This is a genomic window from Acidocella sp. (assembly GCF_050253495.1).
Classification (GTDB): Bacteria; Pseudomonadota; Alphaproteobacteria; order Acetobacterales; family Acetobacteraceae; genus Acidocella.
Genome location: NZ_JBFWIX010000010.1, coordinates 96,281 through 116,464, shown reverse-complemented (window position 1 = coordinate 116,464; position 20,184 = coordinate 96,281). Strand labels below are relative to the sequence as shown.

The window sequence follows — 20,184 nt, the reverse complement described above, 5'->3', positions numbered from 1 at the left end:
ATCGTGGCCTTATCCGGAATACGGCAGAGTGCGTATTCGCTTGCGTGTTTTCCCGGTTAATCTTTCCTGACCCACAGTTAATCAACCGGCGAGGCGCGATGGCGTTTCCACAACGAATTTCCCCGATCCGGCGCTCCTACAACCAGTTTGTCGCCGATGAGACGATGGAAGATTACGCGCTGCGTTTCACCGCCAGCGCGTCGCGGAAATTTTCCGCGCGGACAGTGGCGAACACCGCGTTCGGGGCCACCTCCTTCCTGGCTCTGGAAGCCATCGGCGCCACCATCACGCTGCAATATGGGCCGGTCAACGCCGTGGCCGCGATCCTGGCCGTGGCGCTGCTCATCTCGATCACCGCCGGGCCCATCGCCTATGCCGCCGCGAAATACGGGGTCGATATCGATCTGCTCACCCGCGCCGCGGGCTTTGGCTATATTGGCTCCACCATCACCTCTTTGATCTATGCTTCCTTCACCTTCATCTTCTTCGCGTTGGAGGCTTCAATCTTCGCGAGCATGTTGAACAAGGTCTTCAACATCCCGCTGCATCTTGGCTATGTGCTCTCCACCCTCGGCATCATTCCACTCGCCGCTTACGGCATGACTTTCATTTCCCGCTTCCAGGCATGGACGCAACCGCTCTGGCTCGCGCTCAATTTCATACCCATCCTGTTTCTGTTGATACATCCAGCGATTTTTCACGGCTGGGCAAGCTTTCATGGCCTGGCCTGGAGCGGCGGATTCGCGTTGCTGCCTTTCGGGGCCTGCGCCTCGGTAATCGTCTCGTTGATCGCGCAAATCGGTGAACAGGCCGACTATCTGCGCTTCCTCCCCAAACCTGGACCAAAAGCGCGCTGGCGCTGGTGGGCGGCACTCATCGCCACCGGACCAGGCTGGGTCGTGCCAGGTGTTGTCAAGCTGCTCGCCGGGTCCATGCTGGGCGTCCTGGCGCTGAATCTGGGATTCGGGTCCGAGCAGGCCACCCAGCCCATGACGCTCTATCACGCCGCTTACGGGCTGGCCCTGCCGCCGCATATCGCCTTGCTGGCGGCGGCCATGCTGGTCGCGGTGGCACAGACCAAGATCAACGTGACCAATGCCTATGCGGGGTCCATCGCGTGGTCGAATTTCTTCTCACGCCTGACCCACCGCCACCCTGGCCGGGTGGTCTGGCTGGTGTTCAACGCGGCCATCGGGCTGCTGCTGATGGAGCTGGACATCTACCGTTCCATCGAGCCCATTCTGGCCTTTTATTCCGTACTGGCCTGCGCCTGGGTCGGGTCCATCTGCGCCGACCTCGTGCTGGTGAAGGGGCTGCGTCTTGGCCCTCGCATCATCGAGTTCAAGCGTGCTCATCTCTATGATATCAATCCCGTCGGCACCGGTGCCATGCTGCTGGCGACCCTGGCGGGCGCGCCCTGTGTCGCCGGGCTTTGCGGGGCCTATGCTCATGCCTTCGCGCCCTTCATCTCGCTCGCCACCGCCTTCATCGCCGTGCCCGCCATCGCCACCGCCACGCGCGGACGCTTCTATCTCGCCCGCAAACCCCGCCGCGCCTGGGCTGGCCGCGACCGAATCACCTGCTCCGTCTGCGACAACGCATTCGAGCGGCAGGACGTCGCCTATTGCCCAGCTTATGCCGCGCCCATCTGCTCGCTCTGCTGCACGCTGGATTCCCGCTGCCGGGATGCGTGCAAACCCCATGCCCGCTACGGCGCCCAGTTCAATGCGCTCATCCGCCGCTTGCTTCCCTCCCCCCTGCGTACCCGGCTGGACCCTGTATTATTGCGGTTCCTTGGTGTGTTCAGCCTCACCACCTTGGTTCTGGGGCTCATTTTCGCCGCCTTTTACTGGCAGGCGGCCAGCCAGAACAGCGCCGCCGCCGGGCTTCTGGCCAGCGCGCTATGGCGGGTCTTCGTGTGCATTCTTCTGGTGTCGGGCATTTTCGCTTGGCTACAGGTCCTGGCCCGCGAGTCCTCCCTGGCCGCCGAGGAGGAAAGCCGGCGCCAGACACGGCTGCTGCTGGCGGAAATTTCCGCCCACCGCAAAACGGACGCCAAGCTCGCCCGCGCCCGTGAGGTGGCCGAAGCCGCGAACATCGCCAAAACACGCTTTATCGTCGGGGTCAGCCATGAGCTTCGCACACCGCTCAATGCCGTGCTGGGTTATGCGCAATTGCTGGAAAACGACGAAACCATCCCACCCCGGCGGCGCGAGACTCTCGGCATCATCCGCCGTTCTGGCGAGCATATGCACGGGCTCATCGAAGGGTTAATGGATATTTCCAAGATCGAGGCCGGGCGCATCGACATTGAACGCCGGGAGGTCAATTTCCCGGATTTCCTGGCCCAGATCACCGGCATGTTCCGGCTGCAGGCCGCCGCCAAGGGGCTTAGTTTCGACTTCACTTCCCCCTCGAACCTGCCCGCCCTGGTTTTTATCGACGAAATCCGGCTGCGCCAGATTCTTATCAACCTGCTGTCCAACGCCCTCAAATTCACCACACGCGGCGGGATTCGCCTTACCCTGCGCATTCCCGGTGAAGTCATGGAGTTCGAGGTCAGCGATACCGGCCCAGGCATCGCCCCGGCCGATCTGTCTCGTATCTTCGAACCGTTCGAGCGCGCGGCACAGAAAGAAGGCGGCGCGCCCCCCGGCATCGGGCTGGGCCTGACCATTACCAAGCTTCTCGTCGAAATTCTGGGCGGACGGATTTCGGTGGAAAGCGAGCCCGGCAAGGGCAGCCGCTTCAAGGTTCAGCTTCTCATCTCCCGGGCTCCGCGCACCGGCACCCAACTTCCAGCGCGCGGGCGCATCACCGGCTATCGCGGGCCACGGCGCACCATCATCGCGGCAGAAGATAATGCCGTGCATCGCACCCTGTTGCACGATGCGCTGACCCCCCTCGGCTTCACCTTGCTCATGGCACCGGACGGCCCTTCCTGTCTGCGCCTCGCCGCCGATTGCCCGGCGGATCTCTTCCTGCTGGATTTCTCGATGCCGCAAACCGAAGCGCCGGAACTCGACGGTCTCGGCCTCGCCCGCTGCCTGCGCCAAGACAGCAAGCACGAGAGCATTCCCATCATCATGCTGACCGCCCATGCCCCAGTACTGCGCGACACCCAGAGCGGCGCCTATGACGCAGCCCTGCCCAAACCCCTCAATCTCCGCAAATTGCTCGACACGATCAGCCAGCTTTTAAAGCTCGACTGGATTCAGGACGAGTGGCCCGAGCCCCTTCCCGCCGCCACGGCGCCCGCGCCTGGATTGGCCGAAGCCGCTCTACGCCCGCACCTTGCCCAGCTTCGCTACCTGGCACAGATTGGGTTTATCCGCGGGTTGGAGGAGAGCCTGGACCGGCTGGTGGAGGAAACACCGGAAACCAGAACCCTGGTGGAGCCGCTTGCCGCGCTGGCGGCCGGGCTGCGCCTGCCGGAATTCCTTGCCGCCCTTGAAGAGCTCGAACAAGATGCCGCCTGATCCGCCCGCCCGCCCGACCATCCTCATCATCGATGACGAACCGACCATGCTGCGCCTTCTCATCGACGCGCTGGAACCCGCCGGCTTCAACGTTCTGGTGGCGCTGCAAGGCGAAATGGCGCTGGTTTTGCTGGAACAGGTAACGCCGGATGTAATTCTGTTGGACGCCTTGATGCCCGGCATTGACGGATTCGAAACCTGCCAACGTCTCAAGCGCCGCCCAGGCTTGGCCCTGGTGCCCGTGATCTTCATGACCGGGCTGACAGATACGGAAAGCGTGGTCTGCGGCCTGCAAGCGGGCGGGGTGGATTACGTGACCAAACCCGTGGTGCCGGGAGAACTGATCGCGCGGATCCGCGTGCATCTGGCCAATGCCCAACTTACCCGCAGCGCCCAGCGCGCCATGGACGCCTCGGGCAGGTTTCTGCTGGTGGCCGATGCCAAGGGCCATCTGCGCTGGAGCACGCATCAGGCGGCACGGCTGCTTGGCAATATCGCACCAGGAGCCGAGCTGCCGGCCGAGGCACGAAGCTGGCTGGCGGCCAGGCTGGCGCAACCGCAAGAAATACCGGGCAATATCATCATCGCCGTGCCGGTTCCCGAAGCGCCCTCCCGGCGGGTGGAATTCGCGTTGATCGGTCAGATGGCGGAAAATGAGTTTCTGCTCCGCATTGTCGAACAGGATACCGACCATGACCTCGACCGCTTGCAGGCGCGCGTGAAACTGACACGGCGCGAAACCGAGGTGCTGTTATGGCTGGCACGGGGCAAATCCAACCGGGACATCGCGCAGATCCTGAATGTAAGCTACCGCACGGTAAACAAGCATCTGGAACAAATGTACCCGAAACTGGGGGTGGAAACCCGGACCTCCGCCGTGGCAATTGCGATCAGGGCGCTGGAGGGCAGCTAGGGCGGCATCCGGTCAGGATGCTCTAGAATCCTCGGCGAAAAGCTGAGCCCTCTAAGTTTCCGGTGCCCAGTGCAGTAATTTCTTCAACACCACATCCACCGCCACCCAAAGCAGGATCGTCATGGCCGCCAGCAACACCAGGGCGGCGAACATCAAATCCGTCTGCATCCTGGCATTCGCGTTGAGCATCACATAGCCCAACCCTTCGGACGCGCCCGCCCATTCCCCCAAGATGGCACCGATCGGCGCCATCGCCGCCGCGATGCGCAAACCCGCGCCAAAAGCAGGCAACGCCGCCATCAGCCGTACACGCAACAAGATCGTGAAGCTGGAAGCCCCCATGGTATGAGCCAGATCCAGCCACCCAGGCTCTGTCCGGCGCAGCCCGTCGTAAAACGCGGCGGTAACCGGAAAGAAAATCACCAGAATCGCCATCAAGACTTTCGAGGCCAGCCCAAATCCCAGCCATAACACCAGCAGCGGCGCTAGCGCGAAAACCGGCACGGCCTGGCTGAGCAGCAACAAGGGCAGCAGCCAACGCCGCAACCCGCGTGAGAACACCATGCTGAGCGCCAGTAACACGCCGAACAAAGTGCCAAGCCCTAGCCCTAATATGACCTCCACCAAGGTCACCAGCATGTTCCGCAGCAGGAAGCCGTATTGCGTCACCAGCTCATGTGCCACGGCGCCCGGGCCAGGCAGCAGAAAAGGCGGAATACCCGTGAACCGCGCCACGGCCCACCAGAGGATAAGCAGCCCGCACAATGTGACCGCCGGGCGCAAGGCGACCCGCACAGAACTCATGCCGCGCTGCCCGCCAGCAAGACGCGGAGCAATTCGCCCTGAATCCGCAATACGCCAGCATCGTCCGGCGCGCGGGGCGGCATGCCAGGCACGAAAATCTCCTTCCCCAAACGGGCGGGCCGCCCGGACAACACATAAAGACCATGCGCCAGCCGGCAGGCTTCCATCGGGTCGTGGGTAATCAACAGCGTCGTGCGCCCGGTCAGCAGCCTGGCTGCAAGCGTCTGCATCGCCGCGCGGGTGATCGCGTCCAGCGCGGAAAAAGGTTCGTCCATCAGCACCACGGGACGATCCTCGTATAAAGTCCGCGCCAGCGCCACACGCTGGCGCATGCCGCCGGAAAGCTCCTTGGGCAAAGCCCGCTCCCAGCCGCGCAAGCCCACCGCCTCCAGCAGGGTCAAGGCCCGGGGCTTGTCCGCCCGCTCGCCGCGCAGCCGGCTGCCAATGGTCACATTTTCCAACACCCGGGCCCAGGGATAAAGCAAATCCTGCTGTCCCATCCAGGCGATACGCCCGGCCAGCGGCAACCCATCGCTGGCTTGCACGCTGCCCGCATCTGGCGTGGCCAACCCCGCCGCAATGCGCAGCAGGCTGGTTTTACCGACACCGCTGGCCCCCAGCAGCGCCGTGCAACACCCGGCGGGGACCGACATTGTCAGCCCCTCGAACAATGGCTGTCCCGCATAACGAAGCGCCAACCCGCGCATTTCAAGTGCTGGCGGCGCGATATGATGAAAACCCTCGCTCATCCCGCCCCAGCTATAAAGGCCATGGGCGAGATGCGCGAGAGCACATCAGTTGGCTGTAAGCGGTATCGGCTTAGAGGAAGCGGAAACCGGTTTCGGCGCTGGCGAGGTTGCTTTTCCCGCGGCATTCGCCGAAGTCCCCGCCGCCGTCGGCACGGGCGGCGTACTCTGCGCCTGCCAGCCGCCACCCAGCGCCTTGTAGAGCGTGATCTCGTTCTGCTGTTGAACGAGCTTCAGACTCACCAGCGTCAGGCGCGCGCTCAGCAGTGAATCCTGCGCCACAAGCACGTTCAGGTAATTATCGATCCCGGCTTTGAAGCGCATATCCGCGAGCTGATAATAACGGCTGTCCGCCGCCACCAGATCCGTCTGGGCACTCACCTGATCGTCATAGGTCTGACGGGCGGTGAGCGCGTCGGACACATCATGGAAAGCGGATTGAATCGCCTTTTCATAATTGGCGATTTCGATGCGCTTCTCGATCTTGGCAATGTCCAAATTCGCGATATTGGCCCCCGCCGTGAAAATCGGCACGGTGATCTGCGGTTCGAACATCCAGGATCCCTGGCCGCCATCAAACAGGCTGCTCAGACTATTGCTGGCGACACCACCGCTGGCGGTAAGGCTGATGGATGGGAAAAACGCCGCCCGCGCCGCGCCGATATTGGCATTGGCCGCCAGCAGCAAATGCTCCGCCGCGCGAATATCCGGCCGACGGGTCAACAGATCCGACGGCAGGCCGGCGGGGACACGCGGCAAGGCCGGCTCGGCCGCCAGCCCATCCGTATCTTCCATCTGCTTCAGCAAGGTCCGCGGAATGGGCGCTCCCGCCAACAGCACGAGCTGGTCCAGATCCTGCGCGACCTGACGCTGATATTGCGCTATATCGGCCTTCGCCGTGTCGTAGGTGGACTGTGCCTGCGCCACATCCATCGCCGTCGTGGTTCCATGCGACAGCTCAAGCGCCGTCAAATGCAAGGATTTTTGCGCCGAGGCGGCAGTTTCCTGGGCGATTTGCAAGGATTCACGGTCAGCCTGCCACGCATAATATTCGGAGGCGACTTCCGCGACCAGCGCGATCCGGGCGCTGACCGCCGTTTGCGCATCGCTCAGATATGTCTGACGGGCGGATTCAGCCTTCGAACGGATTTTGCCGAACAAATCCAGTTCCCAGGAAACCGCCTGCGCGCCCAGACTATATTCATGCGCGGTGACGGCATTGCCGCTGGAACTGAGATTGGCCGGCGTCCGGGTGACATCCTGATAGGCATTGCCCTCGATCGTGGGAAACAGGCTCGCCCGGTCGACCCGGTATTGCGCCTGGGCTTCTTCCACGTCCAGGACGGAAACGCGCAGATCCCGGTTATTCGCCAGGCTGAGCGCGATGAGCTTCTGCAAGGCGGGGTCCTTGAAGAACTGCTCCCAGCCTATATCGGCGGCGGGCTGACCGCTGGTGCTTGTCGTCACCGGATATTGGTTCGTCACCGGCAAAGCCGGACGATGATAAGCCGGGATCAGGCTGCACCCGGAGAGCAGGCTCAGCAACAGGGCGGAAGCTGGTTTTACATGGCGCATGGTTCAGCCTCCCTGCCCGGTAGTCCGGGTCTCGCCCCGTTCCGATCGACGCTTGACCTTGGTAAGGGTCAGCACCGTCACAAAAAACACCGGCACGAAGAAAATGGCCAGCACCGTGGCCGTCAACATACCGCCCACCACCGCCGTGCCAATGGCTTGCCTAGCCCCCGCACCCGCCCCGGTGGCGATAGCCAGCGGGAAGGTGCCGCAGATAAAGGCAATGGAGGTCATCAAAATCGGGCGAAGGCGCTCATGTGCCGCGTGCAGCGCCGCATCCACGAGGCTTTCTCCCTGCTCATAGAAATTACGCGCGAATTCCACGATCAAAATGGCGTTCTTCACCGCCAGTCCCATCGTCGTCAGCAACCCGACCTGGAAATACACGTCATTATCGATCCCGCGCAGCATATTGGCCAGCACCGCGCCGATAATGCCAAGCGGCACCACCAGCATCACCGCCACCGGGATTGACCAGCTTTCATACAGGGCCGCCAGACAAAGCAGCACGAAGATAACCGAGATGGTGTACAATGCCGTGGTTTGCGACCCGGCCTTCACCTGTTCATAGGAAATGCCCGTCCATTCCATGGAGACACCCTTCGGCAGCTTGGCGACAAGCTTTTGGATCTCCGTCATGGCGGTACCGCTGCTGACGCCAGGCGCGGGCTCACCCTGGATTTCATAAGCGGTATGGCCGTTATAGATCTCGACTTTTTGCGGCCCCAACTCCCAATGACCCGTCATGAAACTGCTGAAGGGCACCATGCCTCCGGAACTGTTGCGCACATACCATTTATTGAGATCCGACGGCAGCATGCGCGAATCCGCCTCGCCCTGGACATAGACATCCTTCACGCGTCCACCACGGGTGAACTGGTTCACATATTCGGAAGCCAGCGCGCCCTGGACAGTCGTATCCAGATCATCGATCGACACCCCAAAGGCCTTGGCCTTCTCCCGGTCTATATCCAGCTTGTATTGTGGCGCATCGCCCAGGCCATTCGGGCGCACGGCCATCAGCTTCTTGTCCTGCGCGGCCATGCCGAGAAGCTGGTTACGCGCGGCCAGGAATTGCTGCTCACTGAGATCGCCGGTGTTTTCCAACTCCAGGTCGAAGCCTGTGGCATTACCCAGCTCTAGCACCGCCGGTGGTTGCAGGATAAAGACCTGCCCCTCGCGGTTCCCATAAAAATGACGCATCGTATCGTCCGCCACAGCGGCAACGCCTTGCGAGACTTTCGGCCGCTTATCCCAGGGTTTCATCAACGCCACGATGAAGCCCTGACTCTGCGCTTGGCCCGCGAAGCTGAAACCCGTGGCGGTAAACACCGATTTCACGCTGTCGCTGTCATGCTTCAGCATATATTCGCGCACCTTATCCGTCAGCGCCTGGGTTTGCTCGGCGGTGGACCCCGCCGGCAAGGAAACCTGACCGAGCAGCAGCCCCTGATCTTCGTTCGGTAGAAAGCCAATGGGCAACTTCACGAACAAAAACGCCATCGTCAGCGTGATCGCGAGGAAGACGAACATGGAGAAGCGCCGCCATTTGGTCATCTTGCGGACGCCCAGCAGATAACCCTCGCGGGTTTTCTCGAAATTGCGGTTGAACCAGCCATAGAAACCGTGCGTGCCGGCCCCTTCCTTGTTCGGCCGGAGCAAGGTACCGCAAAGCGAAGGCGTGAAGATCAGCGCCGTCAACACCGAGAGCACCATGGCCGAGACGATGGTGACGGAGAATTGCCGGTAGATCACGCCCGTGGAACCGCTGAAGAAGGCCATCGGCAAATAGACCGCCGCCAGCACCAGGGCGATGCCGATCAACGCGCCGGAAATCTCCTTCATCGATTCGCGCGCCGCCTCCTTGGGCGATAATTTCCTATCATGCATCAGACGGTCGACATTCTCGACCACCACGATCGCATCGTCCACCAGCAGCCCCACCGCCAACACCATGGCCAACATGGTCAATGTGTTGATGGAGTACCCCAGCGCCGACAGCACACCGAACGTGCCCAGCAGCACGATCGGCACGGCGATGGTCGGCACCAGTGTTGCCCGGAAATTCTGCAGGAAAATAAACATCACGATGAAGACGAGCACGATGGCTTCAAACAGCGTCTGCACCACCTCCTTCAGGGACAGCGTGATGTATGGCTCGGTGTCATAGGGATAGACGAGCTTCAGCCCCGCCGGCATGCGCGCGCTCAGCACTTTCAACTCAGCCTTCACCGCCGCTTCCGTGGTGAGCTGATTGGCGCCCGCCGCCAATTTCAGGCCCACGGCCGCCGTCGGTTGGCCGTTGAACTGGCCCGCGATGGAATAGCTTTGCGGCCCCAGCTCGACTTTCGCCACATCCTTCAGCCGCACTTGCGCGCCGCTGGTTTCCACCTTCAGCAGGATATTGCTGAATTCTTCCGGTGTGTTCAGCTCCGAAGGCCCGACGATCGTCGCATCCAGCCTCTGGCCCTTGACCGCGGGCAAACCGCCTAATTCACCGGCCGGCACCTGCACGTTCTGTGCCTTCAACGCATCCACGACATCGCCAACCGTGAGGCCATATTTGTAGAGCGCGTCAGGATTCAGCCAAATCCGCATCGCATATTCGGAGCCGAACAACGTGTAATCGCCCACACCGGAAATCCGCGTGATGGGATCGACCATATTGGACGCGATATAGTCCGCGATGTCCGACCGGTCCATGCTGCCATTGGTGGAGATCAACGCGAAGAACAACATATAGTCGCGCGTCGCCTTCAGCACTTTCAGCCCCGTGGTCGTGACCTCCGAGGGCAGGGACGCTTCCGCCAGGGAGAGCTTATTCTGCACCTGCACCTGGGCAATATTCGAGTCCGTGCCTTGCGTGAAGGTCAGATCAATCTCGAACGCGCCGGTGGATTGAGCATCTGAGCTGATATATTCCAGCCCGTCCAGCCCGGACATTTGCTGCAAAATCGGTCGGATGACGGTATTGGCCACGGTCTCCGCCGAAGCTCCCGGATACGTACCCGTGATGGAGACCTGCGGAGCGGCAATGGATGGATATTGCGCCACGGGAAGCTGGGTGATCGAAATCGCGCCAGCAAGCATGAGCACCAGCGCCAGCACCCAGGCGAAAATCGGCCGGTCAATAAAAAAACGTGACATGAGCGGAATCCGGCCTTTGAATTAGGAGGCGGAGGAAGAAGCGGATTTGGACGAGCTGGTCTCGTCGACAGGGGTAACCGTGCCGCCGGGCGTGGCGTTTTGCGACCCGTCCACGATCACCCGGTCGCCGACCTGCAACCCGCCGGTCACGAGCCAATCCGTGCCGATCGCCTGCGAGACCTGGATCACCTTCTGGCTCACGACATTCTTGCCATTCACCAGCAACACCACCGGGTCGCCGTGCGTATTGCGCGAAACCGCCTGCTGCGGCACCAGAATGGCATTCTGATCCGTTCCTTCCTCAAGCGTCGCATGCACATACATGCCAGGCAGCAGCAAATGCTGCGGATTGGGGAAAATCGCGCGCACCAGCACGGTGCCGGTTTCCTGATCCACATTCACCTCGGTGAATTGCAGCTTGCCTGGCAGGCTATAGGCGGTGCCATCCTCCAACGTCAGCATGACTTTCGCCGAACCGTCGGGGGTGGTCTCCAACTTGCCGGCCTGCATTTCCTGCTTCAGACGCAGCCAAGTGGAGGTGGACTCATTGACGTCCACATAAATCGGGTTGAGCTGCGTGACGGTGGCGAGCGCGGTGGTCTGATCCGCCGTGACCAACGCGCCCGGCGTCACCGAAGACGCCCCGATGGTGCCGGAGATCGGCGAGAACATCTTGGTATATTGCAGGTTGATGCGCGCCGTTTCGATCTGCGCCTTGGCGGAGGCGATATTGGCTTCATCCTCCTGCACGGCGGCCACGGCGTTGTCGTAATCCTGCTGGCTGACCGCCTGGGCCGCCGCCAGCGGCTTATAGCGCTTGGCCTGGGCCTGGTCTGTCGTCAACTGCGCCTGATCGTGCTTCAAGGTCGCGACGGCGCTGTCATACGTCGCCTGATAAGGAGCGGGATCGATCTGGTAGAGCTGTTCGCCCGCCTTCACATCCGCCCCCTCCACGAACAGACGCTTCAAAATCACGCCGCTCACCTGCGGACGGATTTCAGCGGTCATCACCGCGCTGGTGCGGCCCGGCAGATCCGTCGTGCGGACGACAGGCTGGGTCTTGATGGTGATCACCCCGACCTGCGGCGGGGGTGCCTCGGCTTGTTGTTTCTTCTCACACCCCACCAGGGCCAAGGTCAGCGCCGAAAGGCACGCGGCCGCCAGCAAACGCGAACGCGTGGGGAAACGGTATTTCAGCGGCATATGCACCTCAAAAGCCCAAATTTATGTATGGGAAAGAACAAAAAAACAGGGAACAACACTCACCAAGCTCACATGGGACTCTCCCATGCGAGAAAGACTGTAACATTTCATTTACAGTACTTCCTAGTACTGATATTATGAGGTTGTCGGTAATGTCAAGCGGCAGGCGGACGATTGTACACAATAACAAGGACGCCGAGAATGGAAATACATAAAAACAACACAATACCCCACGCGGAAACCGACGAAAACGCCCGCTGCCGCGGACGACCAAAGACCATGCCGGATGAAACCCAGCGCCATGCCATTGTGGAAACGGCGCGCCACCTCTTCGTCAGCAAGGGATATGGCGCCACCACCACGGGCGAGATCGCGGCGGCCTGCAAAATCTCCAAACAGACGCTCTACCGGCTGTTTCCCGGCAAGCCCGCCTTATTCAACGAAGTCATCTCCTCCATGCGCGACAAATGGTTGAATTTTCCGGCCGATGACACCCAGCCCATGGACCGTGCCCTGGAGGATATATTCTGTGCCGGCATCAGCGAGGAAGCCAACCGCGAACGGCTGGAGCTGTTGCGGGTGGTGCTTGCGGAGGGAGGACGTTTTCCCGAATTACGGGAAGCTGTGCATAATTGCGGCCGTGAGGCCTCCCGCGCGGCTCTGACGGGCTGGTTGGACAAGCAACGGGCCAAGGGGTTGATCAAGCATTGCGACACGCGGCGCGCGGCGGGCATGCTGATGGATATGATCTTCGGCGCTCTGACCATGAAAAACGTCGATTCCATCGAATGGCCAGGCAATGCCGAATGGTTTATTCATATCCGCAGCTGCGTCTCGGTTTTCCTGCATGGCGTCTGCTCCAACGAGGCCGGCTAAGACAGGTGCACCGCATGATCGGCGCCTGGAGCATGTTCTGCTTGCATTGGCACGCGCTTGGGCGCGGGGGGTTATTCCTGCTCGGCCACGAGATATTTCCGGTCGATCCGGCGCATGGCGGTGGCTAGGCGCGCCTCCTCACGCTGAATATCCTCAATGGTGGACCCCGTGAATGCCATATGCGCGCGCATGGCGGCGGCGGCGGTTTCGGCATCACCGCTCAGCACGGCGGCGCCGACCTTGAGATGCTGTTGCAGCAACAAATCCCGGACCCCCGCCCTTAAATAGAGCGTTTCACGATTATAAAACACATTGCGGCGCAGCAGATCGCCCAGCACGCGCATGATATGCAGCACCATCAGATTATGAGACGCCTCATAGATCAGTCCGTGCAGTTCAGCATCGTAATCCGCTTCCAGCTTGGCGTCTCCGGCATCATGCACGGCACGGATACGGTCCAGGCAATCGGCAATTGCTTCCCGTTCGGGCTTGGTCGCGCGGGTCGCGGCATAGCCAGCGGCGGCCACTTCCACCGTCTGGCGGAATTCAATGTAATCCGCCGTGGCCCGAGGCTCGGTGACGAACAATTCAGCCAGCGGATCGGCCAGCCGGTTAAGAAATCTTGCCACAACAGTGCCTGATTTGGTGGTGATCAGCAAACCTTTCTCCTCAAGCTGCGCCAGCGCCTGATGCAGGGAAGGACGCGACACACCCAGGCGTTCCGCCAGTTCCCGCTCACCAAGCAGCTTCTCACCTGGCCGCAGCGCCCCTTCCAGAATCATGGTCTGAATGCGTTCGGCGATGATTTCCGCAAGCGGCACGGGCCGGACCTTGGTGGACATGTAACTTCCTATTTTCTGCTCTTGAACACGACCATAACAGAAACCCGCCCGTAACGGTAAGCCAGAGGCCACCCCAGACATAGGTAAATAATTATTGCCAAATTTATTTAACGGCTGATATATGGACCACACGTTCAAGCTTACAAACCGGTAAACCACTGGGAGCACACATCACCACTGATGGAGGAACGGCATCTGGCCGTGCCGCCGCGCGCTTTAACATCCGGCATTCCGGCAAAAGCCCGCTCAGACACGGACAAGCTCAAACGATTCAAGGAAAGACGTGGAAACCAATGTCCCCAAATTATAATTCACCCTATCGCTGGGTCATGGCGCTGATCACCGCCATCGTCATGTCCACCAGCTTTATTTCCTTGACGGCCTTTGGCCTTGGCGCGCCTGAAATTGCCAAGACAATCGGTATTCCCGTCGGGACGCTCACCACCTATGGCGTCGATGCCTTTTCGATCGGGCTGTTCATCGCGTTCTTTCTAGGTCATGGCGGCGTGTTCGATACACGTATTCGCCTTGGCGTATTCGTGGCGCAGGCACTGTTGATTGTGCCTCAGATGCTGATGCCGGTTCTGATGCCGCTCACCCACTCGTTGTGGCTGTTCACGTTGATGCGCTTTTCCCAAGGCCTCGTCATCATGATCATCGCCTTGTTTTCCATTCAACTTTCCGGCTGGTTCCGGCCCAGCCAGCGCGGCATTTCGCTTGGCGCGATGCTGGGCGCCATCACCCTTGGCGGGGCGCTGGGCGGCCTGATCACCAGCAGCCTGGCCCGGTTTGGCTGGCAAGCGTTGTATGAAATCACCGGCCTGATCATGCTGGGCGGCGCCGCGATTTATTTCATCTTCGCGCGGGACGCCAAGCATCTGGTGCAGCAAATTCACGCCGCCAAGGACAAGGGGCATGCAAGCGCCTGGTCTTTGCCAATGACCTGGATCATGGGGATCGTACAAATTCCGCTGACCTGGACTCTGTTCAGCGTTGGCGGCTTCATGCCCGCTTATGGCTTCCATCTTGGTTATAAGGTGAATCAAGTCAGCCATATCATGTTCATCTGGGGTATTGTCGGCTTTTTCTCCGCCGTCATCGGCGCGCTGCTTGGCGACCGGCTGGCCAAGCACCAGACCACCAACCGCGGGGTTGTGAATGCGCGGCTGAAGATTATCAGCATCGCCAACCTCATCATGGCGGCCGGAGCCTTGATGGTGCTCTATCTGGCGCCGGTTTCCTATTCGCTGTTCCTGTTTTCCGCCATCGTCATTTCCTTCATGATGGCCATTCCGCCGAATTTCTGGGCAACGCCAGCCAGCGTCTTCCCGATGGCCACCGTCGGCGCCGGCGCTTTTGGCATGGGGGTGATCTCCAACTCCACCAGCGCCATCGGGCCGATTGTCTCCTCCGTCCTGGTGCCCTCGCTCGGCTGGTCCGGCGTTTTCTGGCTGATGGCGGTGCTTTCGGTCCTGGGGCTAGTCGTCAATCTGGTCGCGATGCGCGCCACGCTACCGTCCGAAGAGGCAATCCCGGCCAAATATGGCATCGCCGAGTAATCCGTACCGGAGGTACGGTATCTCATAACCCGGCCAGACAAGATGCCAGAACCCGCATGGCGGTGTATTCTGGCATCGCTTGACGAGAGTTTCTGCCGCACCGTCATCTTTTACCGTGGCAGCCTAAGGGAATAACACCATGACCGACCTCACCGAAACATTGCGCGGCATCGTGGGCAACGCCCACATGTTCACTGAAGAACGGGACACGGCCCGCTTCCGCAAGGGGTTCCGGTTTGGAAACGGCCCGGTTCTGGCCGTGGTGGAACCTGGCAACCTTGTGGAGCAATGGCGGGTATTGAAAGCCTGCCACGCCGCCGGGGTCATCATCATCCCGCAAGCCTCCAATACCGGGCTGACCGGCGGCTCCACCCCGGATGGCGCGGATTATGACCGGCCCATCGTCATCGTCAGCACGTCACGGATGGCGAAAATCCATCTGATCGAAGAGGGCCGTCAAGTGGTCTGCCTGCCGGGCGCCACCTTGTTCCAGCTTGAACAGGCGCTGCGCCCCCTCAAACGCGAGCCTCATTCAGTGATCGGCTCTTCCTGCCTGGGCGCCTCGGTATTTGGAGGCATCGCCAACAACTCCGGCGGGGCCCTGATCCGGCGCGGGCCAGCCTTCACGCAGCTCACCCTGTATGCACGGGTGAACGAGACCGGCGGGATCGAACTGATCAATCATCTCGGCGTGCAACTGGGCAACGATCCGGAAACGATGCTGGCGAAGCTGGAGGCTGGGACGTTCAGCGCCACCGACATCGAACACCCTGAAGGCCGTGCCGCCTCCGACCCTGATTACGCCGAGCATATACGCAAGATCGACGCGCCAACCCCCGCCCGCTTCAATGCCGATCCACGCCGACTTTATGAATCGGCGGGCAGCGCGGGCAAGGTGATGATGTTCGCCGTGCGACTGGACACATTTCCTAGCGACGCCCGCAACGCTGTATTCTATATCGGCACCAACAATCCCGACGAGCTGACACAAATCCGCCGGCATATTCTTGGGAATTTCGGATCCCTCCCCGTGGCGGGCGAATATATTCACCGCGACGCGTTCAACATCGCGGAAATTTACGGCAAGGATACATTCATCGCCATCGAGAAGCTGGGCACGGACAGGCTGCCGCGCCTCTTCAGCTGGAAGGCGAAGTTCGACGGGTTCATCAGCCGCTTCGGGATTTTTCCGGAATCCCTCGGCGATAAGCTGATGCAGGCGGCCAGCCGCCTGTTTCCTCAGCACCTGCCCAAGCGGATGCTGGATTACCGGGACAAATATGAACACCATCTATTGCTGAAAATGGCGGGCGATGGCATCGAAGAAGCACGGGCTTATCTAGGCACAATCTTTCCTTCCGCCGACGGAAATTTTTTTGAATGCACGGCCGAGGAAGGATCGAAAGCCTTCCTGCATCGTTTCGCCGTGGCGGGGGCGGCGGTGCGTTACCGCACCATGCACGCCCAGGAGGTTTCAGACATCGTGGCGCTGGACATCGCCCTGCGCCGCGACGATCGGGATTGGGTCGAGCATTTGCCCCGCCAGATCGAGGAACCGATCCTGCACAAGCTCTATTACGGGCATTTCTTCTGCCACGTGTTCCACCAGGATTATGTGGTGGCGAAAGGCCACGACCCGATCGAGATCGAGCATAAAATGTGGCAACTGCTCGATACGCGCGGGGCGGAATACCCGGCGGAGCATAATGTCGGCCATCTTTATTACGCCAAGCCGGATCTCGCCGCGCATTACCGCGCGCTGGACCCGTGCAATTGTTTCAACCCGGGCATCGGCAAAACCAGCAAGCTTTATTGCTGGGGCGAAGACCAACAGACATGAATCCGCGGCCGCTCATGCGCCCGTGAACTCTTCTTCCGCATAAGCCTTGTAATCAGCGAGAATATCCGGCGCGTCATCCACGAAAAGCTGCGAGACGATGCCATAAACCAGCTTGGGCGCGGCGAATTTCATGCCCGACAACGCCGCGCCGGACAATCCGAGGCTGGCCAACGCCGCATAGTTGAAATTGAACAGGCCGTGCAGCTTGTCCTCACCTTGCGCCGTTTTAGCCGTGAAGGCGAAATCCGGCTTCAGATACGGATGATCGTCGATCAGCTTGTTGGACCGCGGCGGTTGATATTTATCGCGCCAGCAAGCAATGTCCCCGGCCAGCAGCGCCAATTCCGGGCGCAGCCTCGCATCGGTCAACAGCCCGGTGGACAGCACCAGGAAATCGAACTGATAAACCCCCTTCGGTGTGGTCACCTCCACGCCCGCCGCCCCCTCCTTCACGGCAAGCCAGGGCTCGCCGGGATGAAATGCAAACCCCTCATAGGCCGCCGCGCGGTTGAAGGTGTCGTTCGTGGGCGGTTGGTTATGGGAGAGAAAATGGTCGATACCCTCGTAACGCTGGGCATCGTTCAAATCCGAGAAATGCCCCAGGAATCCGGCATTCTCCATGAATCGGATGGGATTGATCCTCGGCAAAGCGGGTTTGCGGATGAATATATGCGCCTCCCCCACGCCCTCGTTCAACGCGAATTGCGCATTGTCGAATGCCGAGGCGCCCCCGCCTAAAATCCCAATCTTTTTGCTCCGCATCGCGGCATAATCCACCGCTTCGGAGGTATGGGCGTAGCATCTTTTCGGCAAGGCCTTGATGAAATCGGGCGTATGCCACTCGCCCCCGCCCTGAATGCCGGTGGCCAGCACCACTTTCCTGGCCAGGAAGGCCCCACTCTCCGGCGCGCCCGCCCCTTCCACACGAACCCGGAACAACCCACGCTCAACGGGTTCAATCAGCATGGCCTTGACCTCGTTGCGCACCGGAATATCCAGCGTCTCGCGATACCAGACAAGATAACGCATCCACTCCCCACGCGGGATCTTACCCAAGGCTTCCCAGCCTTCGGCGCCATATTGCGCCTCCCACCAGGCGCGAAAGGTGAGAGACGGCACTCCGAGATCCACGCTGATCAAATGTTTCGGCGTGCGCAGCGTCACCATGCGGGCATAGGTGACCCAGGGGCCCTCCCGCCCGGCCGGGTTTTCATCGACGATCAGGATATTGCCCACCTTCTCGCGCATCAGCCCAAAGGCGGCCACCAGCCCGCTCTGCCCGCCACCAATGATCAGCACATCGTACACATGGCCCTCCGGGCTGCCATGGGAGCGTACCCATGACCGGGCGGGGTAATCGAGACATTCCAGATCGTGCCGCACCCTGGCCGACAATGCCGTCAGCGCCCCGGCCCGTGGTTGACTCACCTGATCCATCTTCAGCCCACCTTGCGTTCGCACAACATCCGGAGGTCGATGCTACCCAGCCCCCGCATTGCGGGCAATCTGTTTCTCCTTGTAGGTTTGCCGCATGTCCGCCTCCTTGGGTGAAAAAGCCGTTTCCCGGTGCAATCTGTTCAAGAGCCCGCCCTATAGTGAGGAAGCGGAGGGCCTGACCCGGCGCTTTCTCACCTCGGCGCACCGTGCCGCGCTGGATACGCTGACCGGCTGGATGGAAACCGCCGGCATGAGGGCACGGCTGGACGCGGCAGGCACGCTGATCGGCCGGTATGAAGGTACGGGCCCCAGAACCCTGCTCATCGGCTCGCATATCGACAGCGTGCGCGATGGCGGCGCCTACGATGGCGCCCTGGGGGTAATGCTCGGGCTTGGCGTGGTGGAAGAGCTGGCGCGCCAGGGTAAGCGCCTGCCTTTTTCCATCGAAATTCTCGCCTTTGGGGATGAGGAAGGCTCGCGCTTTCACGCCTCCATGGTCGGCAGCCGCTATATCTCTGGCACGCTGAAGGACGATCCAACCAGTTTGAAGGATGAGAGCGGCGTCACCATGGGCGAGGCCATGCGCGCCTTCGGGCTGGACCCGGCGACATTGCGGACACCGCCGCACCGGGACGATGTGTTCCTCTATTTCGAGCCGCATATCGAGCAAGGTCCGGTGCTGGAGGCGGAAAATCTGCCCGTCGGCATCGTCACCGGCATCGCGGCGCAGACGCGGCTTTCCGTAACGCTCTCCGGCATGGCCAACCATGCCGGCACCACGCCGATGGGGTTGCGCCGGGACGCGCTGGCCGCCGCCGCCGAGGCTGTTCTACTGGTGGAGCGCATCGCCAGCACGGCGCAAATCGTCGGCACGGTGGGAGCAATTGCCGTCAAACCCGGCGTGGGGAACGTCATCCCCGGCGAATGCCTGTTCTCGGTCGATCTACGCGCCCCCCTGGCCGAGACGCGGGATGCGGCGGAGCGGAAATTCCGCGACGGGCTGGTGGAGATTTGCGCCCGGCGCGGCATCGGCCTGCAGGTGAAGCGTGTACAGCAGCTTGCCCCCTGCCTGTGCGATGAAACCGCGCAAACAGTGCTGGCAGACGCCATCGCCAGCCTGGGCCACCGCCCCTTCACCCTCGCCTCCGGCGCCGGGCACGACGCCATGAGCATGGCCGCCCTCTGCCCGGTGACGATGCTGTTCATCCGCTGCCGCGCCGGGGTGAGCCACAACCCGGCGGAGCATGTGGAAATGGCGGATGTGGACGCGGCGGCGCATGTGATGCTGGGGTTTCTGGAGAGGCTGGCCGCCTAGCCTTTCTTCTTCGGCCGCTTGTAGTTGATTGAGTTTGGATCGCGGATCGCGGCGACCTCCCATTCGTCGGGCAAGGAGTCCGGATCCAGCCAACGGCACCGGCGCAAATCCCGCCACATCAGGAATTGCGCGGGCGAGAACATGACAAGCATGATGAGGCCGATCGCCGCGATCACCGGTCGGTCCCATTTGTAATAAAGCAACTCGAAAATACCCAGCAGAATCACCCCCACATAGGCCGCGCTGACAAGCACCGCCAGCGTCCTGAACAGCTTCACGAAGACCAGCTTGCCCGTGTTCAGCAGCCATGCGAACGCCGTTGTTATAAGTACAACCGGAATCAATAACGGCGCCAAAACCCCGAAATAATCGGCCGGGTTATCGGTATAAACTGAATAATCGGCACCCAGCGCAACAAAAATGAAAAGGATTCCGCTCATAACCCCGGCGC

The 20,184-nt window shown here is 60.9% G+C and carries 14 protein-coding genes; 6 read left to right on the top strand and 8 right to left on the bottom strand.

The genetic code is table 11. From position 1 onward, the window contains the following. The first annotated feature begins 98 nt into the window (after positions 1 to 98). Together AB7D48_RS09865 and AB7D48_RS09860 are read left to right on the top strand one after the other, a co-directional pair. Positions 99 to 3,479: a hybrid sensor histidine kinase/response regulator gene (locus AB7D48_RS09865; protein ID WP_427978334.1), complete on the top strand. Its 3,381-nt coding sequence runs from the start codon at positions 99 to 101 to the stop codon at positions 3,477 to 3,479. Continuing rightward, on the top strand, positions 3,469 to 4,392 hold the full coding sequence (locus AB7D48_RS09860) for a response regulator (protein ID WP_427978331.1): 924 nt from the start codon (positions 3,469 to 3,471) through the stop codon (positions 4,390 to 4,392). Before AB7D48_RS09865 ends, AB7D48_RS09860 begins: the two co-directional genes overlap by 11 nt. Before the next feature lie 51 nt (positions 4,393 to 4,443). Here AB7D48_RS09860 and AB7D48_RS09855 read toward each other — a convergent pair whose 3' ends face one another. From AB7D48_RS09855 to AB7D48_RS09835, 5 genes are read right to left on the bottom strand one after another with little or no spacing between them, the layout of a single operon-like run. Continuing rightward, positions 4,444 to 5,196, bottom strand: coding sequence for an ABC transporter permease (locus AB7D48_RS09855; RefSeq protein ID WP_427978329.1), 753 nt, complete (start codon positions 5,194 to 5,196; stop codon positions 4,444 to 4,446). Further along, positions 5,193 to 5,945, bottom strand: a complete 753-nt coding sequence (locus AB7D48_RS09850; RefSeq protein WP_427978326.1) for an ABC transporter ATP-binding protein — start codon at positions 5,943 to 5,945, stop codon at positions 5,193 to 5,195. Before AB7D48_RS09850 ends, AB7D48_RS09855 begins: the two co-directional genes overlap by 4 nt. Positions 5,946 to 5,990: 45 nt before the next feature. Further along, on the bottom strand, positions 5,991 to 7,517 hold the full coding sequence (locus AB7D48_RS09845) for an efflux transporter outer membrane subunit (RefSeq protein ID WP_427978323.1): 1,527 nt from the start codon (positions 7,515 to 7,517) through the stop codon (positions 5,991 to 5,993). A 3-nt stretch (positions 7,518 to 7,520) separates the two neighbouring features. After that, the gene (locus AB7D48_RS09840; RefSeq protein ID WP_427978320.1) at positions 7,521 to 10,661 is read right to left on the bottom strand and encodes an efflux RND transporter permease subunit; all 3,141 of its coding nucleotides are present in this window, start codon (positions 10,659 to 10,661) and stop codon (positions 7,521 to 7,523) included. Positions 10,662 to 10,682: 21 nt separating this feature from the next. Next, positions 10,683 to 11,864: an efflux RND transporter periplasmic adaptor subunit gene (locus AB7D48_RS09835; RefSeq protein ID WP_427978318.1), complete on the bottom strand. Its 1,182-nt coding sequence runs from the start codon at positions 11,862 to 11,864 to the stop codon at positions 10,683 to 10,685. A 279-nt stretch (positions 11,865 to 12,143) separates the two neighbouring features. On the opposite strand from AB7D48_RS09835, the gene AB7D48_RS09830 reads away from it, so the two are divergent. Further along, positions 12,144 to 12,740, top strand: coding sequence for a TetR/AcrR family transcriptional regulator (locus tag AB7D48_RS09830; protein ID WP_427978315.1), 597 nt, complete (start codon positions 12,144 to 12,146; stop codon positions 12,738 to 12,740). Between the two features lie 71 nt (positions 12,741 to 12,811). Here AB7D48_RS09830 and AB7D48_RS09825 read toward each other — a convergent pair whose 3' ends face one another. Then, positions 12,812 to 13,582 carry an FCD domain-containing protein gene (locus AB7D48_RS09825; RefSeq protein WP_427978312.1) on the bottom strand — a complete coding sequence of 257 codons (771 nt, stop codon included), beginning with the start codon at positions 13,580 to 13,582 and terminating at the stop codon, positions 12,812 to 12,814. A gap of 293 nt (positions 13,583 to 13,875) precedes the next feature. Between AB7D48_RS09825 and AB7D48_RS09820 the strand changes: the two genes are divergently transcribed. After that, the gene (locus AB7D48_RS09820; protein WP_427978309.1) at positions 13,876 to 15,141 is read left to right on the top strand and encodes an MFS transporter; all 1,266 of its coding nucleotides are present in this window, start codon (positions 13,876 to 13,878) and stop codon (positions 15,139 to 15,141) included. A 139-nt stretch (positions 15,142 to 15,280) separates the two neighbouring features. Then, entirely contained in the window at positions 15,281 to 16,981 is a 1,701-nt protein-coding gene (gene dld, locus AB7D48_RS09815) for a D-lactate dehydrogenase (RefSeq protein ID WP_427978306.1), read from the top strand. 12 nt (positions 16,982 to 16,993) lie between these two features. Here dld and AB7D48_RS09810 read toward each other — a convergent pair whose 3' ends face one another. Next, positions 16,994 to 18,418: an FAD/NAD(P)-binding protein gene (locus AB7D48_RS09810; RefSeq protein WP_427978304.1), complete on the bottom strand. Its 1,425-nt coding sequence runs from the start codon at positions 18,416 to 18,418 to the stop codon at positions 16,994 to 16,996. Positions 18,419 to 18,512: 94 nt separating this feature from the next. Here AB7D48_RS09810 and AB7D48_RS09805 point away from each other — a divergent pair, with 94 nt between their 5' ends. After that, complete coding sequence (locus AB7D48_RS09805; RefSeq protein WP_427978302.1) at positions 18,513 to 19,733, top strand: allantoate amidohydrolase; 1,221 nt, start codon at positions 18,513 to 18,515, stop codon at positions 19,731 to 19,733. On the opposite strand, the gene AB7D48_RS09800 is transcribed toward AB7D48_RS09805, so the two are convergent. Next, complete coding sequence (locus AB7D48_RS09800) at positions 19,730 to 20,173, bottom strand: hypothetical protein (protein WP_427978300.1); 444 nt, start codon at positions 20,171 to 20,173, stop codon at positions 19,730 to 19,732. The genes AB7D48_RS09805 and AB7D48_RS09800 overlap by 4 nt on opposite strands. Between the last annotated feature and the right edge of the window lie 11 nt (positions 20,174 to 20,184).

Excerpts from the sequence above, each read along its gene's own strand:
- AB7D48_RS09805 (WP_427978302.1), top strand. The coding sequence starts at position 18,513 with ATGTCCGCCTCCTTGGGTGAAAAAGCCGTTTCCCGGTGCAATCTGTTC.
- AB7D48_RS09845 (WP_427978323.1), bottom strand. The coding sequence starts at position 7,517 with ATGCGCCATGTAAAACCAGCTTCCGCCCTGTTGCTGAGCCTGCTCTCC.
- AB7D48_RS09850 (WP_427978326.1), bottom strand. The coding sequence starts at position 5,945 with ATGAGCGAGGGTTTTCATCATATCGCGCCGCCAGCACTTGAAATGCGC.
- dld (WP_427978306.1), top strand. The coding sequence starts at position 15,281 with ATGACCGACCTCACCGAAACATTGCGCGGCATCGTGGGCAACGCCCAC.
- AB7D48_RS09840 (WP_427978320.1), bottom strand. The coding sequence starts at position 10,661 with ATGTCACGTTTTTTTATTGACCGGCCGATTTTCGCCTGGGTGCTGGCG.
- AB7D48_RS09835 (WP_427978318.1), bottom strand. The coding sequence starts at position 11,864 with ATGCCGCTGAAATACCGTTTCCCCACGCGTTCGCGTTTGCTGGCGGCC.
- AB7D48_RS09800 (WP_427978300.1), bottom strand. The coding sequence starts at position 20,173 with ATGAGCGGAATCCTTTTCATTTTTGTTGCGCTGGGTGCCGATTATTCA.
- AB7D48_RS09820 (WP_427978309.1), top strand. The coding sequence starts at position 13,876 with ATGTCCCCAAATTATAATTCACCCTATCGCTGGGTCATGGCGCTGATC.
- AB7D48_RS09860 (WP_427978331.1), top strand. The coding sequence starts at position 3,469 with ATGCCGCCTGATCCGCCCGCCCGCCCGACCATCCTCATCATCGATGAC.
- AB7D48_RS09830 (WP_427978315.1), top strand. The coding sequence starts at position 12,144 with ATGCCGGATGAAACCCAGCGCCATGCCATTGTGGAAACGGCGCGCCAC.
- AB7D48_RS09810 (WP_427978304.1), bottom strand. The coding sequence starts at position 18,418 with ATGGATCAGGTGAGTCAACCACGGGCCGGGGCGCTGACGGCATTGTCG.
- AB7D48_RS09825 (WP_427978312.1), bottom strand. The coding sequence starts at position 13,582 with ATGTCCACCAAGGTCCGGCCCGTGCCGCTTGCGGAAATCATCGCCGAA.
- AB7D48_RS09855 (WP_427978329.1), bottom strand. The coding sequence starts at position 5,196 with ATGAGTTCTGTGCGGGTCGCCTTGCGCCCGGCGGTCACATTGTGCGGG.
- AB7D48_RS09865 (WP_427978334.1), top strand. The coding sequence starts at position 99 with ATGGCGTTTCCACAACGAATTTCCCCGATCCGGCGCTCCTACAACCAG.